Source organism: Pseudomonas sp. MSSRFD41 (genome assembly GCF_014230245.1).
GTDB lineage: Bacteria > Pseudomonadota > Gammaproteobacteria > Pseudomonadales > Pseudomonadaceae > Aquipseudomonas > Aquipseudomonas piscis.
This window is the reverse complement of the sequence record NZ_JACKZK010000009.1, coordinates 48283-67465: the sequence shown is the minus strand read 5'-3', so window position 1 is coordinate 67465 and position 19183 is coordinate 48283. Positions and strand designations below refer to the sequence as shown.

Sequence of the window (19183 nt, the reverse complement as noted above, 5' to 3'; positions counted from 1 at the left end):
GGCCTCAGCGCAGGGCGGGCTGCTCCCACAGGTTGAGCCTGACGCCGATTCCGCGCTCCAGGGCATTGCGATAGACCACCGTGCCCCAGGCCACGTCTTCTACGGGCATGCCGCCCACGGACAGCATGATGATGTCGTCCTCGGAACGCCGGCCAGGCGCCTGGCCAGCGACAATCGCGCCCAGGTCCTCGAGCTGCTCGCGTCGCATCCCGCCTGCGGCGAGCAGGTCCATGAAGCGCATGCCGATCATCGGGACAGTGGCGTGGGACGGTTTGGGCACTTCGTCGTACCAGGCCTCGTAGAGCGCGGTGTGGTCCAGGACCTTGCGAATGTTCGCGGCCTCCATGGCCTGGTCCATGTTGCAGGTGGCCGGCATAGACAAGAAGGTTCCGGGCCGTAGCCACTCGCGCTGGACCGTGGGGTAGGTCGAAGGGTCGCTGACCACGCCGGAGGCGCAGAAGGTCACGATGTCGCTGTCGCGTACCAGCGCTTCCAGGCTGTCGACCACTTGCACCCGGGTGATCTGCGGGAAGGTCTCGGCTACCCAGGCCAGGAAGGCCTGGAGGTTGTGTTGACCACGTCCCTTGATCTTCACCGTGTCGATGTGCGGGCATACCGCCATGAAGGCGGCCAGCGAGGTCCGGGCCATGACGCCCGGGCCGAGGATCCCCACCACCCGGGACTCCTTGCGCGCCAAGTGCCGGGCACCAACACCGGCCACGGCACCTGTTCGGTAAGCCGATAACAGGTTGGCCGACATGAAGGCCAGCGGAGCGGCGGTATCGGGGTCATTGAGCATGAACATCAGGATCGAGCGGGGCAGGCCCTTGTCGCGGTTCTCGGCATTGGAGCCGTAGCATTTCATGCCAACCATGCGAAAACGCCCTCCCAGATAGGCTGGCATCGCCATGTAGCGGCGGTCGGCGGTGGGCTTGGGCATATCGGGAAAGGGGGAGTTCTCGGGGAACACCATCAGTGCGCCATGGGAGCTATTGTTGGCGCCTGCCATGCGGTAGTCGTTGCGATAGAGCAGGCTGAACACTTCTTCGATGGTGTCCACGCAGCTGGGCATGTCGGTCACACCGGCCCGGACCATGTCCGGTTCGGACAGATAAACAAAGTCGATCTTCGTCGAGGCGTTCATCTCTCACATCCTTTCAGGCGTTGTTGTTGTTGTTGTTGTTGTTGTTGTTGTTGTTGTTGGGCGGATCTTGCCGCGGGCCAGAACCGCGGTAAATTGCAAAACCGGATGCAGAATTTGCAGAATCGGCCAACACCGATTCGGTTCTGGCAGCCTGCGAGAAAGAGCGGAAACTGATGTCCCTGCGCTGTGTGCCGGTAGGGCCAGGCCGATAGGAGGAGGGCGCGATCGACTAACGCCAGGATGGCCTGCGAGGTGGGATGCGTATGAAGGAACTGCTTGAGGCAACTCATGAGTGCCGTCCGGATGCCGGTGAACAGGCGACGATCCGTACCCTGTACCTGATCACGCTGCTCAAGGCCCTGGCCAATGTGGGCCGGCGGCTGGATCCGTTGTTACGTGAGCACGGCCTCTACCGATCCCAGGCTGCGACACCCTATGAGCGCATAGCACTGGGGCGCTATGTGTCGTTGATCGAGCAGGCGGCGCAAAGGTTCGACCGGCCTTTTCTCGGCCTGGACATGGGAACGCAGTTCGGGCTCGAGGAGCTGGGACCTTTTCATACCCTGTTCAAGGCTTGCGCCAACCTGGACGATGCCCTGGACTGCGTCATGAAGTTCCAGATGCGCTGGCAGACCCGCTCGTCGATGGAGCTGGTTCGCGGCCCGCAGGTGAGTGTCTTGAGCTATCGGATCCAGGAACCGGGTATCTGGCCGCGCCGCCAGGATGCGGAATTCACCCTGTCCGGGATCGTAGGCTTGATCAAGCAACTGCTGACGACGCAATGGGCGCCGGTGCAAGTGCATTTCGAGCACTCGACAGCTGGCCGGGAGCAGCACCTGGAGCGTTTTTTCAAGGCGCCGGTGCGCGGCCACCAGGGCGCCAACCAATTGGTGGTGCTCAACAGCGATCTCGAACGCCCGTTCTCCCGTGCCGCAGGCGGGCAGGATATCGGCTTCAAACGCGTCCTGGAACGCCACCTGCTGGATTTGCTGGGGCCGGAAAACACCACGACCAGGGGGCTGGCCATGCAAGCCCGCGAACTGATCGCCCGCCGACTGGGCCGGACTGCGGTGGATTGCGATTCGATTGCCGCCGCGCTGGACCTTTCCTCACGGTCCTTGCGCAGGCGCCTGGTCGAAGAGGGGAGCTCCTTTCGCAGCCTGCTAAAGGAGGTGCGCCAGGCGAAGGCGCAAAACCTGCTCCAGGCTTGCGACATGTCGCTTTCGGCAGTGGCCCAGGACCTGGGCTATTCCGACCAGGCGACATTCTCCCGGGCGTTCAAGGAGTGGACCCGGGTCTCGCCGCGACGCTATTCCAGGCGCCACGATCAACCCGGGGCGAGCGATGTCGATGACTCGACGATCTAGCGACCCGGTTGCATTGACGGCGGCCCAGGGACTGCCTCCTGCGTTCAGGCGCAAATGCCAGAGGCTCGGCGCCGTTGCGCTTCTCGTTCAGGGGTGGCTCGGGTGGTGAAGTAGTGCCCTGGCGAGTCGCCGAAGGCGCGGCGGAACATGGCGATGAAATTACTCGCCGAGGCGTAGCCCAGTGCATCCGCGACCTGGCTGACCCGGGCACCGTGGGCGAGCATTTCCAGGGCCTGGGCCAATTGCGCTTGCTGGCGCCATTGGGCGAAGCCCAGGCCGGTTTGCGCCAGCATCAGGCGACGCAGGGTACTGGCCGACATCGCTCCCCAATGGGCCCAGTCCTTTAGGGTCCAGGTGCTGTGGCGATTGTCCAGGATCGCCTGGGCGATTTTCAGCAGACGCGGTTCGCTGGGCATCGGCAAGTGCAGCGACTGATGGGGTGCATGGCGCAATTCATCCAGTAGCACCGCGGCGATACGCGCCTGCTCCTTGGTCAGTGGTGCGAGGGGATCCCAACTGGCGGCACGTTGCACCAAGGCCCGCAGTACCTCGCCAGTGCCCAGTACGCAGGGCGTGGCGCTCAACGGCTGGCAGGCCTTGGGTGACAGCAGCAGGCTCCAGCCGGTCATGGCCCCGCTGACGCGGATCTGATGGGGGACCTGCGGGGGAATCCAGCCGGCGCGCTGGGGTGGCAACGACCAGGCGCCATGGGCGGTGCGCACCTGGATCAGCCCGGTCTCCACGCAGAACACCTGTCCGCGAGCATGCTGGTGCCAGTCGTATTCCCGGGTACCAAGGCGGAATTCGGCCTGGGGGGTGTCATCGCCCCGTAGAGCGATGATGTCCGGCCCTTCGCACCATTCGCTGAGATCGATCCGGGAGCTGGCATCCTGGGCAGTCATGTTGAGCACTTTTCACTATTTTCTGGGTGTTTGCCGTTACCGCTGCATTGTGCTGCAGGGCACAGAATGACGTCCACACGTCCTGTGGGCAGGCAGAGTTGGCTTGCCCCGTCTTTCGAGGAGTTCTCATGTCATCGCTTTCCCTGTCTCCCGCGCCGGCCTTGCTCAGGCGCGGAACCCCTTCCTGGGTTGCCACGCTGGTGGCTTGCCTGTGTGCCTTCATGGTGGTCATGGATGGCGCCATCGTGAACATCGCCCTGCCTGCCATGCGCCAGGACCTGGCGCTGTCGAGCGTACAGTTGCAGTGGGTGGTGGACGTCTATTTGTTGCTGCTGGGCGGCTTCATGTTGCTCGCGGCCAGGGCCGGCGATCTCTATGGCCGGCGGGCCGTTCTGTTGTGGGGGTTGGCGTTGTTCAGCGCTGCCAGCCTGGCTGCGGGCCTGGCCAATAGCGCCCCGATGCTGCTGGCGGCCCGTGCCGTGCAAGGCTTCGCGGCGGCGGCCCTGGCCACCTCGCCACTGGCGGTGATCATGGCCGGGCATCCCCAAGGCGCTGGGCGGGAACGGGCGATTGGCCTCTGGGCGGCTTGTGCGGCCATGGGCTCGGCGTTCGGCGTGGTGGCCGGTGGTGTGTTGACCAGTTTGTGGGGCTGGCGCTGGGTGATGTTCGTCAATGTACCGGCGGGGGTGCTGCTGATGGCCATTGTCTGGGTTTTTCTCAACCCGCGTAGTGCCGACAGTCGTGGGCAGGCCCTCGATGTACCCGGCGCGGTGTCCCTTACCCTGGCGCTGGGAGCGTTGATCTTCGCCCTGGCCCAGGCGACCCACGATGGTTGGAGTGAACCGTCGGTACAACTGGCCCTGGTGGTGGCGGGGGTGGCATTGCCGGTGTTCATCATGGTGCAACGCCGGGCCCGGGAGCCGCTGGTACGGCTGGAGGTCCTGCGCCTGCGCAACGTACCCATCGGCATGCTGATGATCGGTGGGCTCGGCGCGGTACTGACCTGTTCCACCTACTTCCTGTCCCAGGCACTGCAGCGGATCGTCGGGTTCGATGCCTGGGATACTAGCCTGGCGATGTTGCCCCTGGCCTTGACCCTGGCGGTGGCCGCGATGCTGTCCCGGCGTTTGCGGGAGGCGGGGTTCAAGCGGTTGCCGCTGGTGGGCGGGTTGACCTCGGCAGCCGGCCTGGCTTGGCTCCATGGGTTGCCGGCGCAGCCGTCGATGCTGGTAGACCTGTTGTTGCCGACCTCGCTCGTGGGGATAGGATGTGGTCTTACCCTGATGAGTGCGACCCAGGCCGTGTTGTCGGGCATACCGCAGAAGGATTCAGGCTTGGCAGCCGGCCTGCAAAATACCGCACGGCAGTTGGGTGGGGCCATTGGCCTGGCGTCGCTGGTGGCCCTGGCCCATGGGGTCGGATTGCGCAGCGCCGGGGGAGCCGTGCTGTCGCAGGCCGCGGAACTGGCTGGCTACCAGGCCGCATTCCTGGCAACGGCGCTGATCAGTACGGCCTCGGCCTTGCTGTCCCTGTTGCTCGGGCATGAAGAGGGCTGAGCGCCGCCAGCGGATCGCAGGCAATAAAAAACGCCGCGTATCGTGGAATACGCGGCGTTCTTTCTACAACGCTAGAACCTTAGGCTTGCACCACCGGGATCTTGGCGTTGGCGGCCGCTTCGCGGAACTCGGCGATCTGGTCGAAGCTCAGGTAGCGGTACACGTCGGCAGCCATGCTGTCGATGTCCTTGGCGTACTGCATGTACTCTTCGACGGTCGGCAGCTTGCCGATGATCGAAGCGACCGCGGCCAGCTCGGCCGAGGCCAGGTACACGTTGGTGGCATCGCCCAGGCGGTTCGGGAAGTTACGGGTCGAGGTGGAGACCACGGTCGAACCGGTCTGCACACGTGCCTGGTTACCCATGCACAACGAGCAGCCTGGCATTTCCATGCGCGCACCGGCCTTGCCGTAGATGCCGTAGTAGCCTTCCTCGGTCAGCTGGTGGGCGTCCATCTTGGTTGGCGGGGCCAGCCACAGGCGGGTCGGGATACCACCCTTGACCTTGTCCAGGAGCTTGCCGGCAGCGCGGAAGTGACCGATGTTGGTCATGCACGAACCGATGAACACTTCGTCGATCTTGTCACCGGCAACGGTGGACAGCAGGCGGGCATCGTCCGGGTCGTTCGGCGCGCAGAGCACAGGCTCCTTGACGTCGGCCAGGTCGATCTCGATGACCGCGGCGTACTCGGCGTCGGCGTCGGCAGCCAGCAGCTCTGGCTTGGCCAGCCAGGCTTCCATCGCCTGGGCGCGGCGCTCCATGGTACGGGCATCGCCGTAGCCTTCGCTGATCATCCAGCGCAGCAGGGTGATGTTCGACTTCAGGTATTCGGCGATCGCATCTTCCGGCAGCTTGATGGTGCAACCGGCGGCGGAACGCTCGGCCGAGGCGTCGGACAGTTCGAAGGCTTGCTCGACGGTCAGGTCGTTGAGGCCCTCGATCTCCAGGATGCGGCCGGAGAAGATGTTCTTCTTGCCTTTCTTCTCGACGGTCAGCAGGCCCTGCTGGATCGCGTAGTAAGGAATGGCATGGACCAGGTCACGCAGGGTGATGCCGGGTTGCAGCTTGCCCTTGAAACGCACCAGTACCGACTCCGGCATGTCCAGCGGCATGACGCCGGTGGCGGCGGCGAAGGCCACCAGGCCGGAACCGGCCGGGAACGAGATGCCGATCGGGAAGCGGGTGTGAGAGTCGCCGCCGGTGCCGACGGTGTCAGGCAGCAGCATGCGGTTCAGCCAGCTGTGGATGATGCCGTCGCCAGGACGCAGGGACACGCCGCCCCGGGTGCGGATGAAGTCGGGCAGGGTGTGGTGGGTGGTGACGTCGATCGGCTTCGGATAGGCCGCGGTGTGGCAGAACGACTGCATCACCAGATCGGCGGAGAAGCCCAGGCACGCCAGGTCTTTCAGTTCGTCGCGGGTCATCGGGCCAGTGGTGTCCTGGGAACCGACGGTGGTCATCTTCGGTTCGCAGTAGGCACCCGGGCGCACGCCCTGGCCTTCCGGCAGGCCGCAGGCACGGCCGACCATTTTCTGCGCCAGGGTGAAGCCCTTGCCCGAATCGGCAGGCTGCTCTGGCTTCTTGAACAGGTCCGAAGCACCCAGGCCCAGTTCGGCACGGGCCTTCTCGGTCAGGCCTCGGCCGACGATCAGCGGGATACGGCCGCCAGCGCGGACTTCGTCCAGCAGGACTTCGGTTTTCAGCTCGAAGCTGGTGACCAGCTCGTCGCTGCCATGACGGCGCACTTCACCCTTGAACGGGTAGACGTCGATGACGTCGCCCATGGCCAGGTTGGTGCAGTCGAATTCGATCGGCAGGGCGCCGGCGTCTTCCATGGTGTTGTAGAAGATCGGGGCGATCTTGGTGCCGAAGCAGAAGCCACCGGCGCGCTTGTTCGGCACGTAAGGGATGTCGTCGCCGAAGAACCACAGCACCGAGTTGGTGGCCGATTTACGGGAGGAACCGGTACCGACCACGTCACCGACGTAGGCGACCGGGAAGCCCTTGGCCTTGACCGCTTCGATCTGCGCCAGTGGGCCGACCGAACCTGGTTGCGAAGGCTCGATGCCATCGCGAGCCATCTTCAGCATGGCCAGGGCGTGCAGCGGGATATCAGGGCGCGACCAGGCGTCCGGGGCGGGGGACAGGTCGTCGGTGTTGGTTTCGCCAGGCACCTTGAACACGGTCAGGGTGTACTTGTCGGCGATGGCGGGACGGGCGGTGAACCATTCGCCGGCGGCCCAGGAGTCCAGCACGGCCTTGGCGTGGGGATTACCGGCCTTGGCTTTTTCAGCTACGTCGTGGAAGGCATCGAACATCAGCAGGGTGTGCTTGAGCTGTTCGGCGGCGACGGCGCCCAGTTCGGCGTCATCCAGCAGCGCGACCAGCGTTTCGATGTTGTAGCCGCCCTGCATGGTGCCCAGCAGTTCGGTGGCGTGCTTGCGGTCGATCAATGGCGATTTGGCTTCGCCCTTGGCGACGGCGGAGAGGAAAGCGGCCTTGACATAGGCTGCTTCGTCGACTCCTGGCGGAACGCGGTTGGTGATCAGGTCTACGAGGAAGGCTTCTTCGCCGGCCGGCGGGTTTTTCAGCAGCTCGACCAGGCCTGCAGTTTGTTCGGCGTTTAACGGCTGGGGAACGATACCCAGTGCTGCACGCTCTTCGATATGTTTGCGGTAGGCTTCAAGCACAGTTATTACCCTCATCAGTGGTCCCAAATGGGTGTCCGGGACGCTCATCCCGAAATTGCCGTACTCATGCGCTGCGTGGCGTTGTGCGCCACTTAGCCAGAATTACCGTCAATTCCTTACAGAAGCTGCTTTCAAAGTTTTACGCCTGCAGAACGGGAGCTGGATGAGGGTTGGCTCCGGGTTTTTCCCCGCTGGAAAAACCCTTCGCCAACACCGCTCTGAAGGAACGACTGTGCTCGTGACGCTTTGAAAACAGCTTCAAACGGACATTGGCGCCTAAAAAGGCTGGATGATTCTACGGCAAAAAAAATCTAAACGTAAGTTGGCGTATTGAAGTTTGAGGGGTGATCAATGTTAGACAAAGGGCTAACATGCCGGCCTGTTTTGCTTTCCCGCGTGACTTTCATCTATGCCTAACCAGACCATCAAGACCCCCTGCGTCGGCCTCTGCTCCACTGTCTACGGCGACCTGGTGTGTCGTGGCTGCAAGCGCTTCCACCACGAGGTGGTCAACTGGAACGGCTACAACGAGGATCAGAAGCGCGCAGTCTGGCTACGCCTGGAACAGCTGCTGGTGCAGGTGATGACGGCCAAGCTGGAAGTCTTCGATCCGGTGCGCCTGCGGACCCAGCTGGAGCAGCGCAAGATCCGCTTCGTGCCCCACCAGTCGGAGTACTGCTGGGCCTACCAGTTGATCGCCCGGGGCGCGCGGGTGATCAACCAGCTGGATGCCTATGGGATGGTGTTGCTGCCGGAGTTTCGCGACTGGGGCTTGCCGGAGTTGCGCGACGCCATCGATCGCGAGTTCTTCCTGCTCTCCGAGGCCCATTACCAGCGCTATATCGCCCCGGGTTTTCTCAAGGACGCGCTGGGCTCCTGAGTGAGCTGCGTGGCGGGGCGGCTTGCCTCGCCACGACTCGCTGCCTCAGGCCTTGGCGGCCAGTTCTTCGAGGTGGCTCATGATCTGCGCCGGCTTGAGCACCAGTACATCGCTGTCCAGGGCATCGAGGACCACCTCGGCGGTATTGCCGATCAGCGCCCCCGAGAGGCCGGTGCGGGCCACGGTACCGATGATGGTCAGCGCCGCTTCCAGCTTGTGGGCCATGTGGGGAATCAGTACGTCGGCCGGGCCTTCTTCTATATGCAGGTGTCCGTCGTCGATATCGAATTCGCTCTGGAATGCCTTGCACGCTTCTCGGTAGCGCTTCTCGATGGTCTCCTTGAGCTGGAATACCGGATCGGCCGCCGACAACATCGGCGACGGATGGGCGCTGATCACGTGCAACTGGGCCTTGGCCAGGCTGGCGATGTCGAAGCCATGGTCGACGATGCTGGCATGCAGGGCACGGTGCTCGCCATCCAGGTTGCCGACGTCGATGGCCGCCATGACCACGCCGCCGGTCCAGGGCGTGGCGGTCTTGACCAGCAGGACCGGGGTAGGGCAGTGGCGCAGCAGTTTCCAGTCGGCGGGTGTCAGCAAGGCCTTTTTCAACGGGCTGTCCGGCAGGTGCTGCTTGATCACCAGGCCACAACCTTCGGCCTGCTGCACGTCGATGATGGTTTCATGCAGGCTCTCGTTCCAGGCCTGCTCGGTGGTGACGCTGTAGCCTTCGCCGGTCAGGCTGCTCTTGAGCACCCTGAGCAAGGCCGAATGCTCATGCTTCTTGTCGCAGACCAGCAGGTGCAGGTGAGCCTGGGTGACCCCGGCGATCAGCTTGGCGCGCTTGAGGGCCAGGCTTTCGCCAGGCGTGGGATCGATGACCACCAGGATACTGCGGATGCTTTGCATGATCGTGAACTCCGGCAGAGAGTGAATGGGAACTGCTCATCACTATAGTTGCTGGCACTTGGGCCGGACGTTGATGCATATCAAGCGCGGTCGCTGGTGGTCTGCGGCGCGGCCGGTATAATCGCGCCTTTGGCTGCAAAGCCTTGCTGTCCCGCGAGCCTCGTATTTACCCATCACCCCTAGCGCCGCCCGTCACCTGCGGGCCGCAGCGGATTGCCCGGATACCCGTCGATGAACTTCCCGCCGATTGCCGAATTCCTCGGCTGCCAGACTCCCGATGCCTGGGTCCAGGCCGCCCTGGCCGACCAGGAAACCCTGCTGATCGACCACAAGAACTGTGAGTTCAAGGCCGCCAGCACGGCCCTGAGCCTGATCGCCAAGTACCACTCGCACATCGACCTGATCAACATGATGTCGCGCCTGGCTCGTGAAGAGCTGGTGCACCACGAACAGGTCCTGCGCCTGATGAAGAAGCGCAAGGTCGAGCTGCGCCAGCTCTCCGCTGGCCGCTATGCCTCGGGCCTGCGCAAGGTGGTGCGCAACCACGAGCCGGTGAAGCTGGTGGATACCCTGGTGGTGGGGGCTTTCATCGAGGCGCGCAGTTGCGAGCGTTTCGAGGCCCTGGTGCCGCACCTGGACGAGGAACTGGGCAAGTTCTACTTCGGCTTGCTCAAGAGCGAAGCCCGGCACTACCAGGGTTACCTGAAGCTGGCCTACCAGTACGGCGATGCCGAGGATATCGCCCGGGTGATCGACAAAGTGCGGGCCGCCGAGCAGGAGCTGATCGAATCCCCCGACCAGGAGTTCCGCTTCCATAGCGGCGTTCCGGCCTGGTGAACCAGGCTCCTGCGGCTGCGCCCGGGGCAAATTGTTAAAAACTCTTAAAAAGATGAAATCTTGCATAAACCCGTGCCGGTTCCAGGTTTTGTGCTTCTCGTTAGCCTTTCGTTAATCCTCTGCCGCTTATAATGCGCACACTCAAATCGTGTGTTCGCAGACTGGTATTTATGGAAAACCTGGGTCTTGGCAAAGTATTGCTGGTGGAAGATGACGAAAAGCTCGCCGGGCTGATCGCCAACTTCCTGTCCCAGCATGGCTTTGAAGTGTTGACGGTCCATCGGGGCGATGTGGCCCTGTCGGCGTTTCTTGAATTCAAACCGAAACTGGTGGTACTCGACCTGATGTTACCGGGCCAGAGTGGCCTGCACGTGTGCCGGGAAATCCGTGCGGTATCGGACACCCCGATCGTGATCCTCACCGCCAAGGAGGACGACCTTGACCATATCCTCGGCCTGGAATCCGGCGCCGATGACTACGTGATCAAGCCGATCAAGCCGGCGGTGCTGCTGGCGCGCCTGCGGGCCCTGCAGCGACGCCAGGTGCCCGAGCCCGCAGCCCAGCGTGGGGCCCTGGAGTTCGGTGTGTTGAACATCGATCGCAGCAGCCGCGAGGTGCGCCTGGCCGGCGAGCCGGTCGAATTGACCACCATGGAGTTCGAACTGTTGTGGTTGTTGGCCAGCGCCGCGGGAAAGACCCTGTCGCGGGACGATATTCTCAACCGCATGCGCGGTATCGAGTTCGACGGCCTCAACCGCAGCGTCGATGTCTACATCAGCAAGCTGCGCCACAAACTCAAGGACAACCCCCGTGAACCGGCCTGCATCAAGACCGTGTGGGGCAAGGGCTACCTGTTCAACCCATTCGCCTGGGAGATCTGAATGCTGCGGCTGTTTCTGGGGCTCTACCTGTTCCTGGTCCTGGGTTTCGCCGGGTCGATGGCAGCAGTGCAACACATTTTCCTCAACTACCTGGCGGCCGACCTGATCGAGTCCTACAACCGCGAGGCGGTCCGGGGGCAGGCCTACAGTCTGGGTGAACAGCTAAGACCGCTGGACGAATCCGGGCGCCTGCGCCAGCTGGAAGAGCTCAAGCCCCACTATGGGCTGTTGCTGGCGCTGGTAGATGCCGATCAATTGAGCCTGACTCCTCGCGAGCAGGCCCTGCTGGACTCCAGCCAATTGGTGGTGCGCGGCGATGAGTACGACGAGTTCATCTCCAGTATCGACGGCGGTCCGCAGCTATTGAGCATCAAGCTGCCGGAAGAGCAACCTTTGACCTTGCTCTACAGCATCGCCGCCTATGCCTTGCTCGGTGCTCTGCTAGGCATCGTCCTGTACTTCTGGGTGCGGCCGCACTGGCGTGACCTGGAGAGCCTGCGCCTGGCCGCCGAGCGTTTCGGCAGCAACGACCTGGGCACTCGCCTGCACTTGTCGCGGCGTTCCAACATCCGTGACCTGGCCCAGCACTTCAACCGCATGGCCGCACGCATCGAAGGCCTGATCGCCAACCAGCGCGAGTTGACCAATGCCGTGTCCCACGAGTTGCGCACGCCCATTGCCCGGCTGTCGTTCGAGCTGGACCAGCTCAAGCAGAACCCGGACCCGCAGGAAAGCCAGGAGCTGATTTGCGACATGTACGCCGACCTGGGCGAGCTGGAGGAAATGGTTTCCGAGCTCTTGAGCTACGCCAGCCTGGAACATGGCGCAGCCTCGATCAACCGCGAGAACATCCAGGCCCAGAGCTGGCTCGACAGCGTGATCGGCAGCGTTGCCCTGGAGGCCGAGGCGGCGGGCGTGCGGTTGCTGATTCGCTCCTGCCAGGTGGAGTACATCAGCATCGAGCCGCGCTTCATGGCCCGGGCCGTGATCAACCTGCTGCGCAACGCTATCCGCTACGCCGAGCGGCGTGTGGAGGTATCCCTGGTACGCCTGGAAAACGGTTACGAAGTGCGGGTCAACGATGACGGCCCGGGTGTGCCGGTAGAGGGACGGGAAAAGATCTTCGAGCCATTCTCCAGGCTCGATGCCAGCCGCGACCGGCGCACCGGCGGCTTCGGCCTGGGCCTGGCCCTGGTGCGCAGGGTTTCGCAATGGCATGGCGGCAAGGTCGAAGTGATGGACTCGGAGTGGGGCGGTGCCTCGTTCCGCATGACCTGGGCCAGCACGGATTGACACTGCGCCAGGGCAGAGCACAAAAATGACCAAGCCCCTCGCGGAGCCTGGTCTCAACACCCTACGGCCCGTGATCACGGGCCGTATTTTTTACGGCCTTAGAAGCTGTATTCGATCTGCGAAGACAGCACGGTCTGCAGGCGCCGGTCGACGATCGGGCTGTCGGCGGCCTTCTTGCCCAGGTAATCCATGGACAGCTGGGTGGACAGCTTGGTCTGCTGGTTGAGCGGCAAGGTCCAGGTCAGGTCGGCACCGCTGCTGATCAGGCCGCCCTTGGCGTTGTAGGCACTGAAGCGGCTGTTGGCCGCCTGGGTGCCGCTGACGCCGTACCAGGTCTGCATGTAGTCGGCGTTGCCGAACAGGGTGTTGACACTGGCGTCGAGGCTGCCGTAGCTGCCTTCATACAACTGGGTGCCGATGCTCAGCTCCAGCTGGCTGTAGGCCCGGCCGGTATCGCGGTTATTGTTTTTCTTCACGGCGTGGGTCACGGTGGCGCCCAGCTCGAACGGGCCCAGGTCGTAGCCCAGGTGCGCGCCGTACTGGGCGCGGGTCTTGATGTCGCCCATTCCCTTCAGGCGCTTGGAGCCCTGGCCCATGTGGTTCTTGTCGCGGCGCGACTCGCTTGGGCCGACCCAGGTGCTGAACGACAGGTCGCCCCACTTGTTGCCCCAGCCCAGGCCCTGCTCGGTGTTGAGGAAGATGCCGTAGGGGCTGACGATCTCGGCGCCGAAGATCGGCATCACGGTGCGCTGGTCGCTGCCGCTGTAGCGTGGAACGCTGGCCACCCCGGCGTTGACGCCGAATTTCCAATCCTCGGCATGGGCGACGACAGAAGCCGTGGTCAGGCCCAGGGTGCCGAGCCAGAGCGCGGTGGTGGAGCGTTTCAGGATTTTCATAGCGATTTAAAACCTCAGGTAGTGGGAGTTGTAGGAGCGCTTGAACGAGTAGCCCAGCACGTTGATACCGTTGATCTGGCGTCGCACGGTGTCGCCCAGGCCGGGACCGTGGCCGGCGATCACCGCATGCGCGTTATCCACCGGCGCCAGGATGTAGTCAGTCAGGATGCGGCCTTGCTGCAGGCTGCGGATCATCAGGAAGCCCTCTTCCAGGGCGATGCTGATTTCGCTCACGGGAGTGTTTTGCTCTCTGTCGCCAAGGGCTTCGTAGGTACCCACCGTGGCCAGCCAGTTGTCGGGCAGCGGTACCGGGTCGATGCGCTCGCCCACCGCCAGCAACTGGCCGTGGCTCTTGGCGGCGAACACCCGGTGTCCCTGGATGCTGATGACGTCCAGTTGCACCCGGCCCAGGTCGCCCAAGTCCTGGAGCCAGAGGCCAAGGATTTTTTTCTGGGCGCGCAGCCAGCCATCTTCGTCGCGCAGCAGTTCGAAGCGGGTGCCGGCCACCTCGCCGAACAACCGTTGGCCCTGGTCCCTGATCCGCAGCACCCCATAGGCCGTGGCATAGAAACCGGCCAGTTGCTGGCGGTCGGCGGCCTCGGGCACCCGGCGCCTTACGGCCGGTTCCAGGTGTGGCTGGCCAGTGCTCGCCTGTTGTTCCTCGGGAGCGCCATGGGCCTGCAGCAGCATGCGCAGGGCCTGGGTCACCAGGTCCGGAACCAGTGCCTCGCCAGTGTCGGAGTTGCTCATCACGATCACCGCCAGCTGTTGTTCCGCCAGCACGCTGACCTGGGCATGGAAGCTGTTGCCGATGGCACTGTGCTGCCAGGTACGAATGCCGGGGCGCACCCACTCATCGCCGCATGGCGAGAGGAACCAGCCCAGGCCCACTTCACAGTCGAAATCCAGGGCATTGCCGATGTTCTGCGGGCGGGTCATCTCCTGCACCGAGTTGGCCGACAACAGTTGGCGCTGCTTGTAGCGGCCCTGGGCGAACAGCATCCGGACGAACTGGCTCAGGTCCCGTGGGCTGGTCCACAGGCCGCTGGCGGGAATGTCGCGCTCCGGGCCATGCGCACTGGCGGCGCCGTCCTGGTAACCCAGGGCGCGATAGGGCTCCTGGCGGCTGTCACCGATGAAACTCGACTGGCGCATGCCCAGGGGGCGCAGCAGGCTGCTTTGCAGGTGCTGCTCGAAGTCCTGGCCGGTGCTGCGTTCGATGGCCGCGCCCAGCAAGGCGTAGCCCAGATTTGAATAGGCGGTCCGGGTACCGGGGGCATTGTTCAACCACACGCCGCTGACCTTTTGCGGTAGCTGGCCCAGGACATGGGGCGTACGCAGGTCATGCAGGTATTCGGCGGGCATGCCGGCCTGGTGGCTGAGCAAGCGGCGCAAGGTCACCGCCCGGTCGGCGGCGTCCTGGTCGTCATGGAAGCGCGAACGGACGTAGAACTCCTTGAGCGTCGCCTGCAGGGGCGCATCCAGTTGCAAGCGGCCTTGCTCCACCAGTTGCATCACCGCCGTGGCCGTCAGCAACTGCGACAGGGCTCCGGCACGAAATGCGGTGTTCTCGGTCACTTGCAGGCCCCGCTCCTTGTCGGCGAAACCAAAGCCCCGGGTCCAGATCAGCTCCTGGCCGTCTACCAGGGCGATGGACAAGCCGGGCACCTGGTGCTCGGCCATCTGCTGCGGGATGTACTGCTTCAGGTAGCGAATGATGCTGGCGTAGTCGCCCCGGGTGATGGTGGGCGGCGCCGGCGGCTGGCCATTGCAGCCCAGGCTGCTCAGCAGGATGCCCAACAGCGGCAGGCCAAAGAGTTTGGCGGACATGAAACACCCGGGCACAAGGATTGAATGCCGGAAATGCTAGGGAAGGGCGTGCGGCCAGTCTTTGGCAGCTTTGTCAGGAAAATGTCAAAGAGTGTTAAGCCACCTGCCAGCAAAGCTCGGAGCGCTCTGGATTGGGCTGTTCAGGCAGAGGCAAAGCTGGGCGCAAGCGAGGTTCTGCGGGTAATGCGGCCGCGCCTCGACCCGAGGCGCGGCCAGGAGGGTTACAACGCCAGGCTGTGGATCACCTGGGTGGCGTCGTCGGGGTCGATGGCGCTACGCATGCCCAGGAGCTTGGCCAGGCGGCGCATGCTGTAGTTGGTGGCCGAGTCCACCGAGTACATCTGCTGGTAGCCGTTGTGGCGGGCCTCGTCGATCAGGTGCTGCATCAGCAGGGCGCCGAGGCCCTTGCCTTGCCATTGATCGGCGACGGTCACGGCGAATTCGCAGCGCCAGGGCTGGTCGTCCACCTGGGCATAACGGCTGATACCGACTTCCCGCAGCTCGCCGTTGTCATGCACCAGGGCCACGTAGGCCACCCGTTGCGCGGTGCCGACATCCATCAACTGGTCGAGCAGTTGACCACCCACTTCCTTGACTTCGCCGAGAAAGCGCTGGTGCCGGGTGATGGGCGAAAGGTTTTCGATGAAGGCTTTTTCCCGCTGGCGATCCTGCGGGCGCAGTGGGCGGATCAACACATGGCTGCCGTCGCTCAAGGCGTCGATCCAGTACTGGCCTTGCTGCGCCGGGAACGGCGGGTGAGGGAGCATATCGAGAGCGCTGCTGGACATGGTCAAGTCTCCGTGGAGCCAAAGGGCGGGCTGCAACCACAGCCCTGGTTGCCCAAAGCTTCATCCTTGTGGCGGGGCGATTGCTTGACCGGCATCAATGTCTTTGCTTGTGCTGCCGGCCAGGGCGATCACCGGTCACGAGGCTGTGGGCTCCGGTTATCGGGCATCAGTGTCGCGATCAGCGCCCGCACGCTGCCGGGCAGGGCCTCTAGTTCGCGGACGATGACGCTGCGTTCGCGCACGGCCCAGCTTTCATCCAGCTTCACCGTCACTAACTGCATGGTGCGACTGTGCCGCAAGGCCGCGGACTCGGGAATGATTCCGATGCCGACCCCGGCTTCCACCATGCGGCAGATCGCCTCGAAGCTCGACATCTGGATGCGCAGCGACAGTTGCTTGCCCAGGCGTTCCACATGCTCGCGCAGGAAGGTCAAGAGGGTGCTGCCTTCATGCAGGCCGATGTGCTGGTAGGCCAGGGTCTGTTCCAGGGTCACCGAGGCCTGCCCCGACAGTGGGTGGTCCACGGGCACCATCAACACCAGGTGGTCGGTGCTGAAGTGCAGGACCTGCAGGCCGCTGGCTTCCACCGGGCCGGCGATGATGCCCATGTCGCTGGTGCCGTCCAGCACGCCGCGAACGATGTCCCGGGACAGGCGCTCCTGCAGGTCCACTGTGACTCCAGGGTGTACCGAGAGAAATTTCGCCAGCACTTCCGGCAGGAATTCGGTGACCGCCGTGGTGTTGGCGAAGATGCGGATGTGCCCGGAAGAATCGCCGCCGTACTGGGTGAATTCGCTTTTCAGGTAATCCACCTGGCGCATGATCAGCCGCGCGTGCTGCAGCAGCCGTTCGCCGGCGGGTGTGGCTTCCACGCCGCGGCTGTCGCGGTACAGCAGGCGGGTGTCGAGCTGGCCTTCCAAGGCCTTGATTCGTGCGCTGGCGGCCGCTGGCGAGAGGAAGGCGCGACGCGCGCCCTGGGTCAGGCTCGGGGATTCGGCAATATGGATAAACAGGCGCAGGTCCGCCAGATCGAAATGCATGTCCGGGCTCCTGAAGGCAGGGATAGGGATGAATAGCGTTCAGCATAAACGAACGCCGGTTTATAGAAATGCAAATTCTCCATACGCGCCAGCCCCTTGCATGATGGTCGCCATCACCTTCGTGCCACAGGACCTTGCCACCATGAGTGCCACCGACCCCAGCGCCTGGATCGGCCGCAGCCAGCGGATCGACGACCACCTCAGCCATCACCTGCTGGCCCGCATCGCCGCCACGTTCGGCCAGCCCGTCCCGGCTCCGGGCGAAGCCCTGCCGCCGTTGTGGCACTGGTGTTTCTTCCAGCAGCCGCAGCCGGCCTCGACCCTGGGCGACGACGGGCATCCGGCGCGGGGCGGTTTCCTGCCGCCGGCGAACAACCGCAACCGCATGTGGGCCGGTGGCCGCCTGGCGTTTCATCAGCCGCTGCGGGTCGGCGCCGAGGCCAGCTGCACCAGCACCATTCTCCAGGTCGAGGAAAAGGCCGGGCGCACCGGCAAGCTGCTGTTCGTCACCCTGTGCCACGAATACTTTCAGGACGGCCAACTGGCGTTGCGTGAAGAACAGGACATCGTCTACCGCGAACCGACTCCGCCCAAAATGAGCAGTGGCGAGCCGCTGCCCGAAGGTAACTGGCGCGAGCCGGTAGAGCCCACGCCGACCCTGCTGTTTCGCTACAGCGCAGTGACCTTCAACGGCCATCGCATCCACTACGACTATCCCTACGTCACCGCCACCGAGGGCTACCCGGGGCTGGTGGTGCATGGCCCACTGATCGCCACCCTGAGCCTGGGGGCCTTCTGCCGGGCCCACCCCGAGGCGCGCCTGCACCATTTCGCCTACCGCGGCCTGCGGCCCTTGATGGTCCCGCAGCCTTTCGAGGTCGGCGGGCGCATCAGCGCCCCTGGACACGCCGAGCTGTGGGCTGGCGATGGCTCCGGGCTGGCCCAGCGCGGCGAAGTGCAGTTCGACTGAATCTCAACAATAAGCAAAGGCGGAGTGCCGAGTGATGAACCCCCATGACACTGAAGAACTCCATGCCATCCGGGAAGGCGTGCGCGCACTGTGCACCGGGTTCGACGCCGCCTACTGGCGCGGCATCGATGAGCGCAAGGGCTTCCCGGAAGCTTTCGTCAAGGCCCTGACCGAGGCCGGCTGGCTGGCGGCGATGATCCCTGGCGAGTATGGCGGCTCTGGCCTGGGGCTGGCCGAAGCCTCGGTGATCCTCGAAGAAGTGAACCGCTGCGGCGGCAACTCCGGCACCGTGCATGGGCAGATGTACAACATGTTCACCCTGCTGCGGCATGGCAGCGAAGCGCAAAGGCGCTACTACCTGCCCAAGTTCGCCAGCGGCGAATTGCGCCTGCAATCGATGGGCGTCACCGAGCCCACCACCGGCACCGATACCACCAAGATCAAGACCACCGCCATTCGCCGCGGCGACAAGTATGTGATCAACGGGCAGAAGGTGTGGATCTCGCGCATTCAGCATTCCGACCTGATGATCCTGCTGGCCCGCACCACGCCACTGGCCCAGGTGCAGAAAAAATCCGAGGGCATGTCGATCTTCCTGGTGGACCTGCGCCAGGCCATCGGCAATGGCCTGACCGTGCAGCCCATTGCCAACATGGTCAACCACGAGACCAACGAGCTGTTCTTCGACAACCTGGAGCTGCCCGCCGACAGCTTGATCGGCGAGGAGGGCAAGGGCTTCAAGTACATCCTCGACGGCCTCAACGCCGAGCGCACACTGATCGCCGCCGAATGCATCGGTGATGGCCGCTGGTTCATCGAGAAGGCCAGCGCCTATGCCCGCGACCGGGAGGTGTTCGGCCGGCCCATCGGCCAGAACCAGGGCGTGCAGTTCCCGATTGCCGAGGCCCATATCGAGATCGAGGCTGCCGACCTGATGCGTTGGCGCGCCTGCGAGGAATACGACAGCGGCCGCAACGCCGGGGCCAGCGCCAACATGGCCAAGTACCTGGCGGCCAAGGCTTCCTGGGAAGCGGCCAATGCCTGCCTGCAGACCCACGGCGGCTTCGGCTTTGCCTGCGAGTATGACGTCGAGCGCAAATTCCGCGAGACCCGGCTGTACCAAGTGGCGCCGATCTCCACCAACCTGATCCTGTCCTACGTCGCCGAGCATTTGCTGGAACTGCCCCGCAGCTTCTAAGGA

At 63.8% G+C, this 19183-nt stretch carries 16 protein-coding genes; 8 read left to right on the top strand and 8 right to left on the bottom strand.

Features of this window, described 5'->3' with window-relative positions; all coding sequences use genetic code 11:
- Positions 1-4: 4 nt before the first annotated feature.
- The gene (locus tag H7A76_RS15535; RefSeq protein WP_185699305.1) at positions 5-1144 is read right to left on the bottom strand and encodes a tyramine oxidase subunit B; all 1140 of its coding nucleotides are present in this window, start codon (positions 1142-1144) and stop codon (positions 5-7) included.
- 263 nt (positions 1145-1407) lie between these two features.
- Between H7A76_RS15535 and H7A76_RS15530 the strand changes: the two genes are divergently transcribed.
- Positions 1408-2511 carry an AraC family transcriptional regulator gene (locus H7A76_RS15530; RefSeq protein WP_185699304.1) on the top strand — a complete coding sequence of 368 codons (1104 nt, stop codon included), beginning with the start codon at positions 1408-1410 and terminating at the stop codon, positions 2509-2511.
- Between the two features lie 44 nt (positions 2512-2555).
- On the opposite strand, the gene H7A76_RS15525 is transcribed toward H7A76_RS15530, so the two are convergent.
- Entirely contained in the window at positions 2556-3413 is an 858-nt protein-coding gene (locus H7A76_RS15525) for a helix-turn-helix transcriptional regulator (RefSeq protein WP_185699303.1), read from the bottom strand.
- A 128-nt stretch (positions 3414-3541) separates the two neighbouring features.
- On the opposite strand from H7A76_RS15525, the gene H7A76_RS15520 reads away from it, so the two are divergent.
- A complete protein-coding gene (locus H7A76_RS15520; protein ID WP_185699302.1) occupies positions 3542-4969 on the top strand; it encodes an MFS transporter in 1428 nt (475 codons plus the stop codon).
- A 79-nt stretch (positions 4970-5048) separates the two neighbouring features.
- Here H7A76_RS15520 and acnB read toward each other — a convergent pair whose 3' ends face one another.
- Positions 5049-7658, bottom strand: a complete 2610-nt coding sequence (gene acnB, locus H7A76_RS15515; RefSeq protein WP_185699467.1) for a bifunctional aconitate hydratase 2/2-methylisocitrate dehydratase — start codon at positions 7656-7658, stop codon at positions 5049-5051.
- 409 nt (positions 7659-8067) lie between these two features.
- Between acnB and H7A76_RS15510 the strand changes: the two genes are divergently transcribed.
- On the top strand, positions 8068-8538 hold the full coding sequence (locus H7A76_RS15510) for a DUF1289 domain-containing protein (RefSeq protein ID WP_185699301.1): 471 nt from the start codon (positions 8068-8070) through the stop codon (positions 8536-8538).
- Positions 8539-8583: 45 nt separating this feature from the next.
- Here the strand turns inward: H7A76_RS15510 and H7A76_RS15505 are convergent, their stop codons facing one another.
- Complete coding sequence (locus H7A76_RS15505; RefSeq protein WP_185699300.1) at positions 8584-9447, bottom strand: universal stress protein; 864 nt, start codon at positions 9445-9447, stop codon at positions 8584-8586.
- 231 nt (positions 9448-9678) lie between these two features.
- Here H7A76_RS15505 and H7A76_RS15500 point away from each other — a divergent pair, with 231 nt between their 5' ends.
- The 3 genes from H7A76_RS15500 (at position 9679) to H7A76_RS15490 (ending at position 12458) form a co-directional block, all read left to right on the top strand.
- Entirely contained in the window at positions 9679-10284 is a 606-nt protein-coding gene (locus H7A76_RS15500) for a tRNA-(ms[2]io[6]A)-hydroxylase (RefSeq protein WP_185699299.1), read from the top strand.
- A gap of 170 nt (positions 10285-10454) precedes the next feature.
- Positions 10455-11165 (top strand): winged helix-turn-helix domain-containing protein, encoded by a 711-nt coding sequence (locus H7A76_RS15495; protein ID WP_185699298.1) that lies wholly within the window; start codon positions 10455-10457, stop codon positions 11163-11165.
- Between the two features lie 57 nt (positions 11166-11222).
- A complete protein-coding gene (locus tag H7A76_RS15490; RefSeq protein WP_409298815.1) occupies positions 11223-12458 on the top strand; it encodes an ATP-binding protein in 1236 nt (411 codons plus the stop codon).
- Between the two features lie 98 nt (positions 12459-12556).
- Here H7A76_RS15490 and H7A76_RS15485 read toward each other — a convergent pair whose 3' ends face one another.
- From H7A76_RS15485 to H7A76_RS15470, 4 genes are all read right to left on the bottom strand, one after another.
- Positions 12557-13354, bottom strand: a complete 798-nt coding sequence (locus H7A76_RS15485; RefSeq protein ID WP_185699296.1) for a MipA/OmpV family protein — start codon at positions 13352-13354, stop codon at positions 12557-12559.
- A 6-nt stretch (positions 13355-13360) separates the two neighbouring features.
- Positions 13361-15184, bottom strand: a complete 1824-nt coding sequence (locus tag H7A76_RS15480) for a serine hydrolase domain-containing protein (RefSeq protein ID WP_185699295.1) — start codon at positions 15182-15184, stop codon at positions 13361-13363.
- 221 nt (positions 15185-15405) lie between these two features.
- Positions 15406-15972 carry a GNAT family N-acetyltransferase gene (locus H7A76_RS15475; RefSeq protein WP_185699294.1) on the bottom strand — a complete coding sequence of 189 codons (567 nt, stop codon included), beginning with the start codon at positions 15970-15972 and terminating at the stop codon, positions 15406-15408.
- Positions 15973-16100: 128 nt separating this feature from the next.
- The gene (locus H7A76_RS15470) at positions 16101-17012 is read right to left on the bottom strand and encodes a LysR family transcriptional regulator (RefSeq protein WP_185699293.1); all 912 of its coding nucleotides are present in this window, start codon (positions 17010-17012) and stop codon (positions 16101-16103) included.
- Between the two features lie 142 nt (positions 17013-17154).
- Between H7A76_RS15470 and H7A76_RS15465 the strand changes: the two genes are divergently transcribed.
- Both H7A76_RS15465 and H7A76_RS15460 read left to right on the top strand, forming a co-directional pair.
- Positions 17155-17982: a MaoC family dehydratase N-terminal domain-containing protein gene (locus H7A76_RS15465; RefSeq protein ID WP_185699292.1), complete on the top strand. Its 828-nt coding sequence runs from the start codon at positions 17155-17157 to the stop codon at positions 17980-17982.
- A gap of 34 nt (positions 17983-18016) precedes the next feature.
- Positions 18017-19180, top strand: a complete 1164-nt coding sequence (locus H7A76_RS15460; RefSeq protein WP_185699291.1) for an acyl-CoA dehydrogenase family protein — start codon at positions 18017-18019, stop codon at positions 19178-19180.
- The last annotated feature ends 3 nt before the right edge of the window (positions 19181-19183 follow it).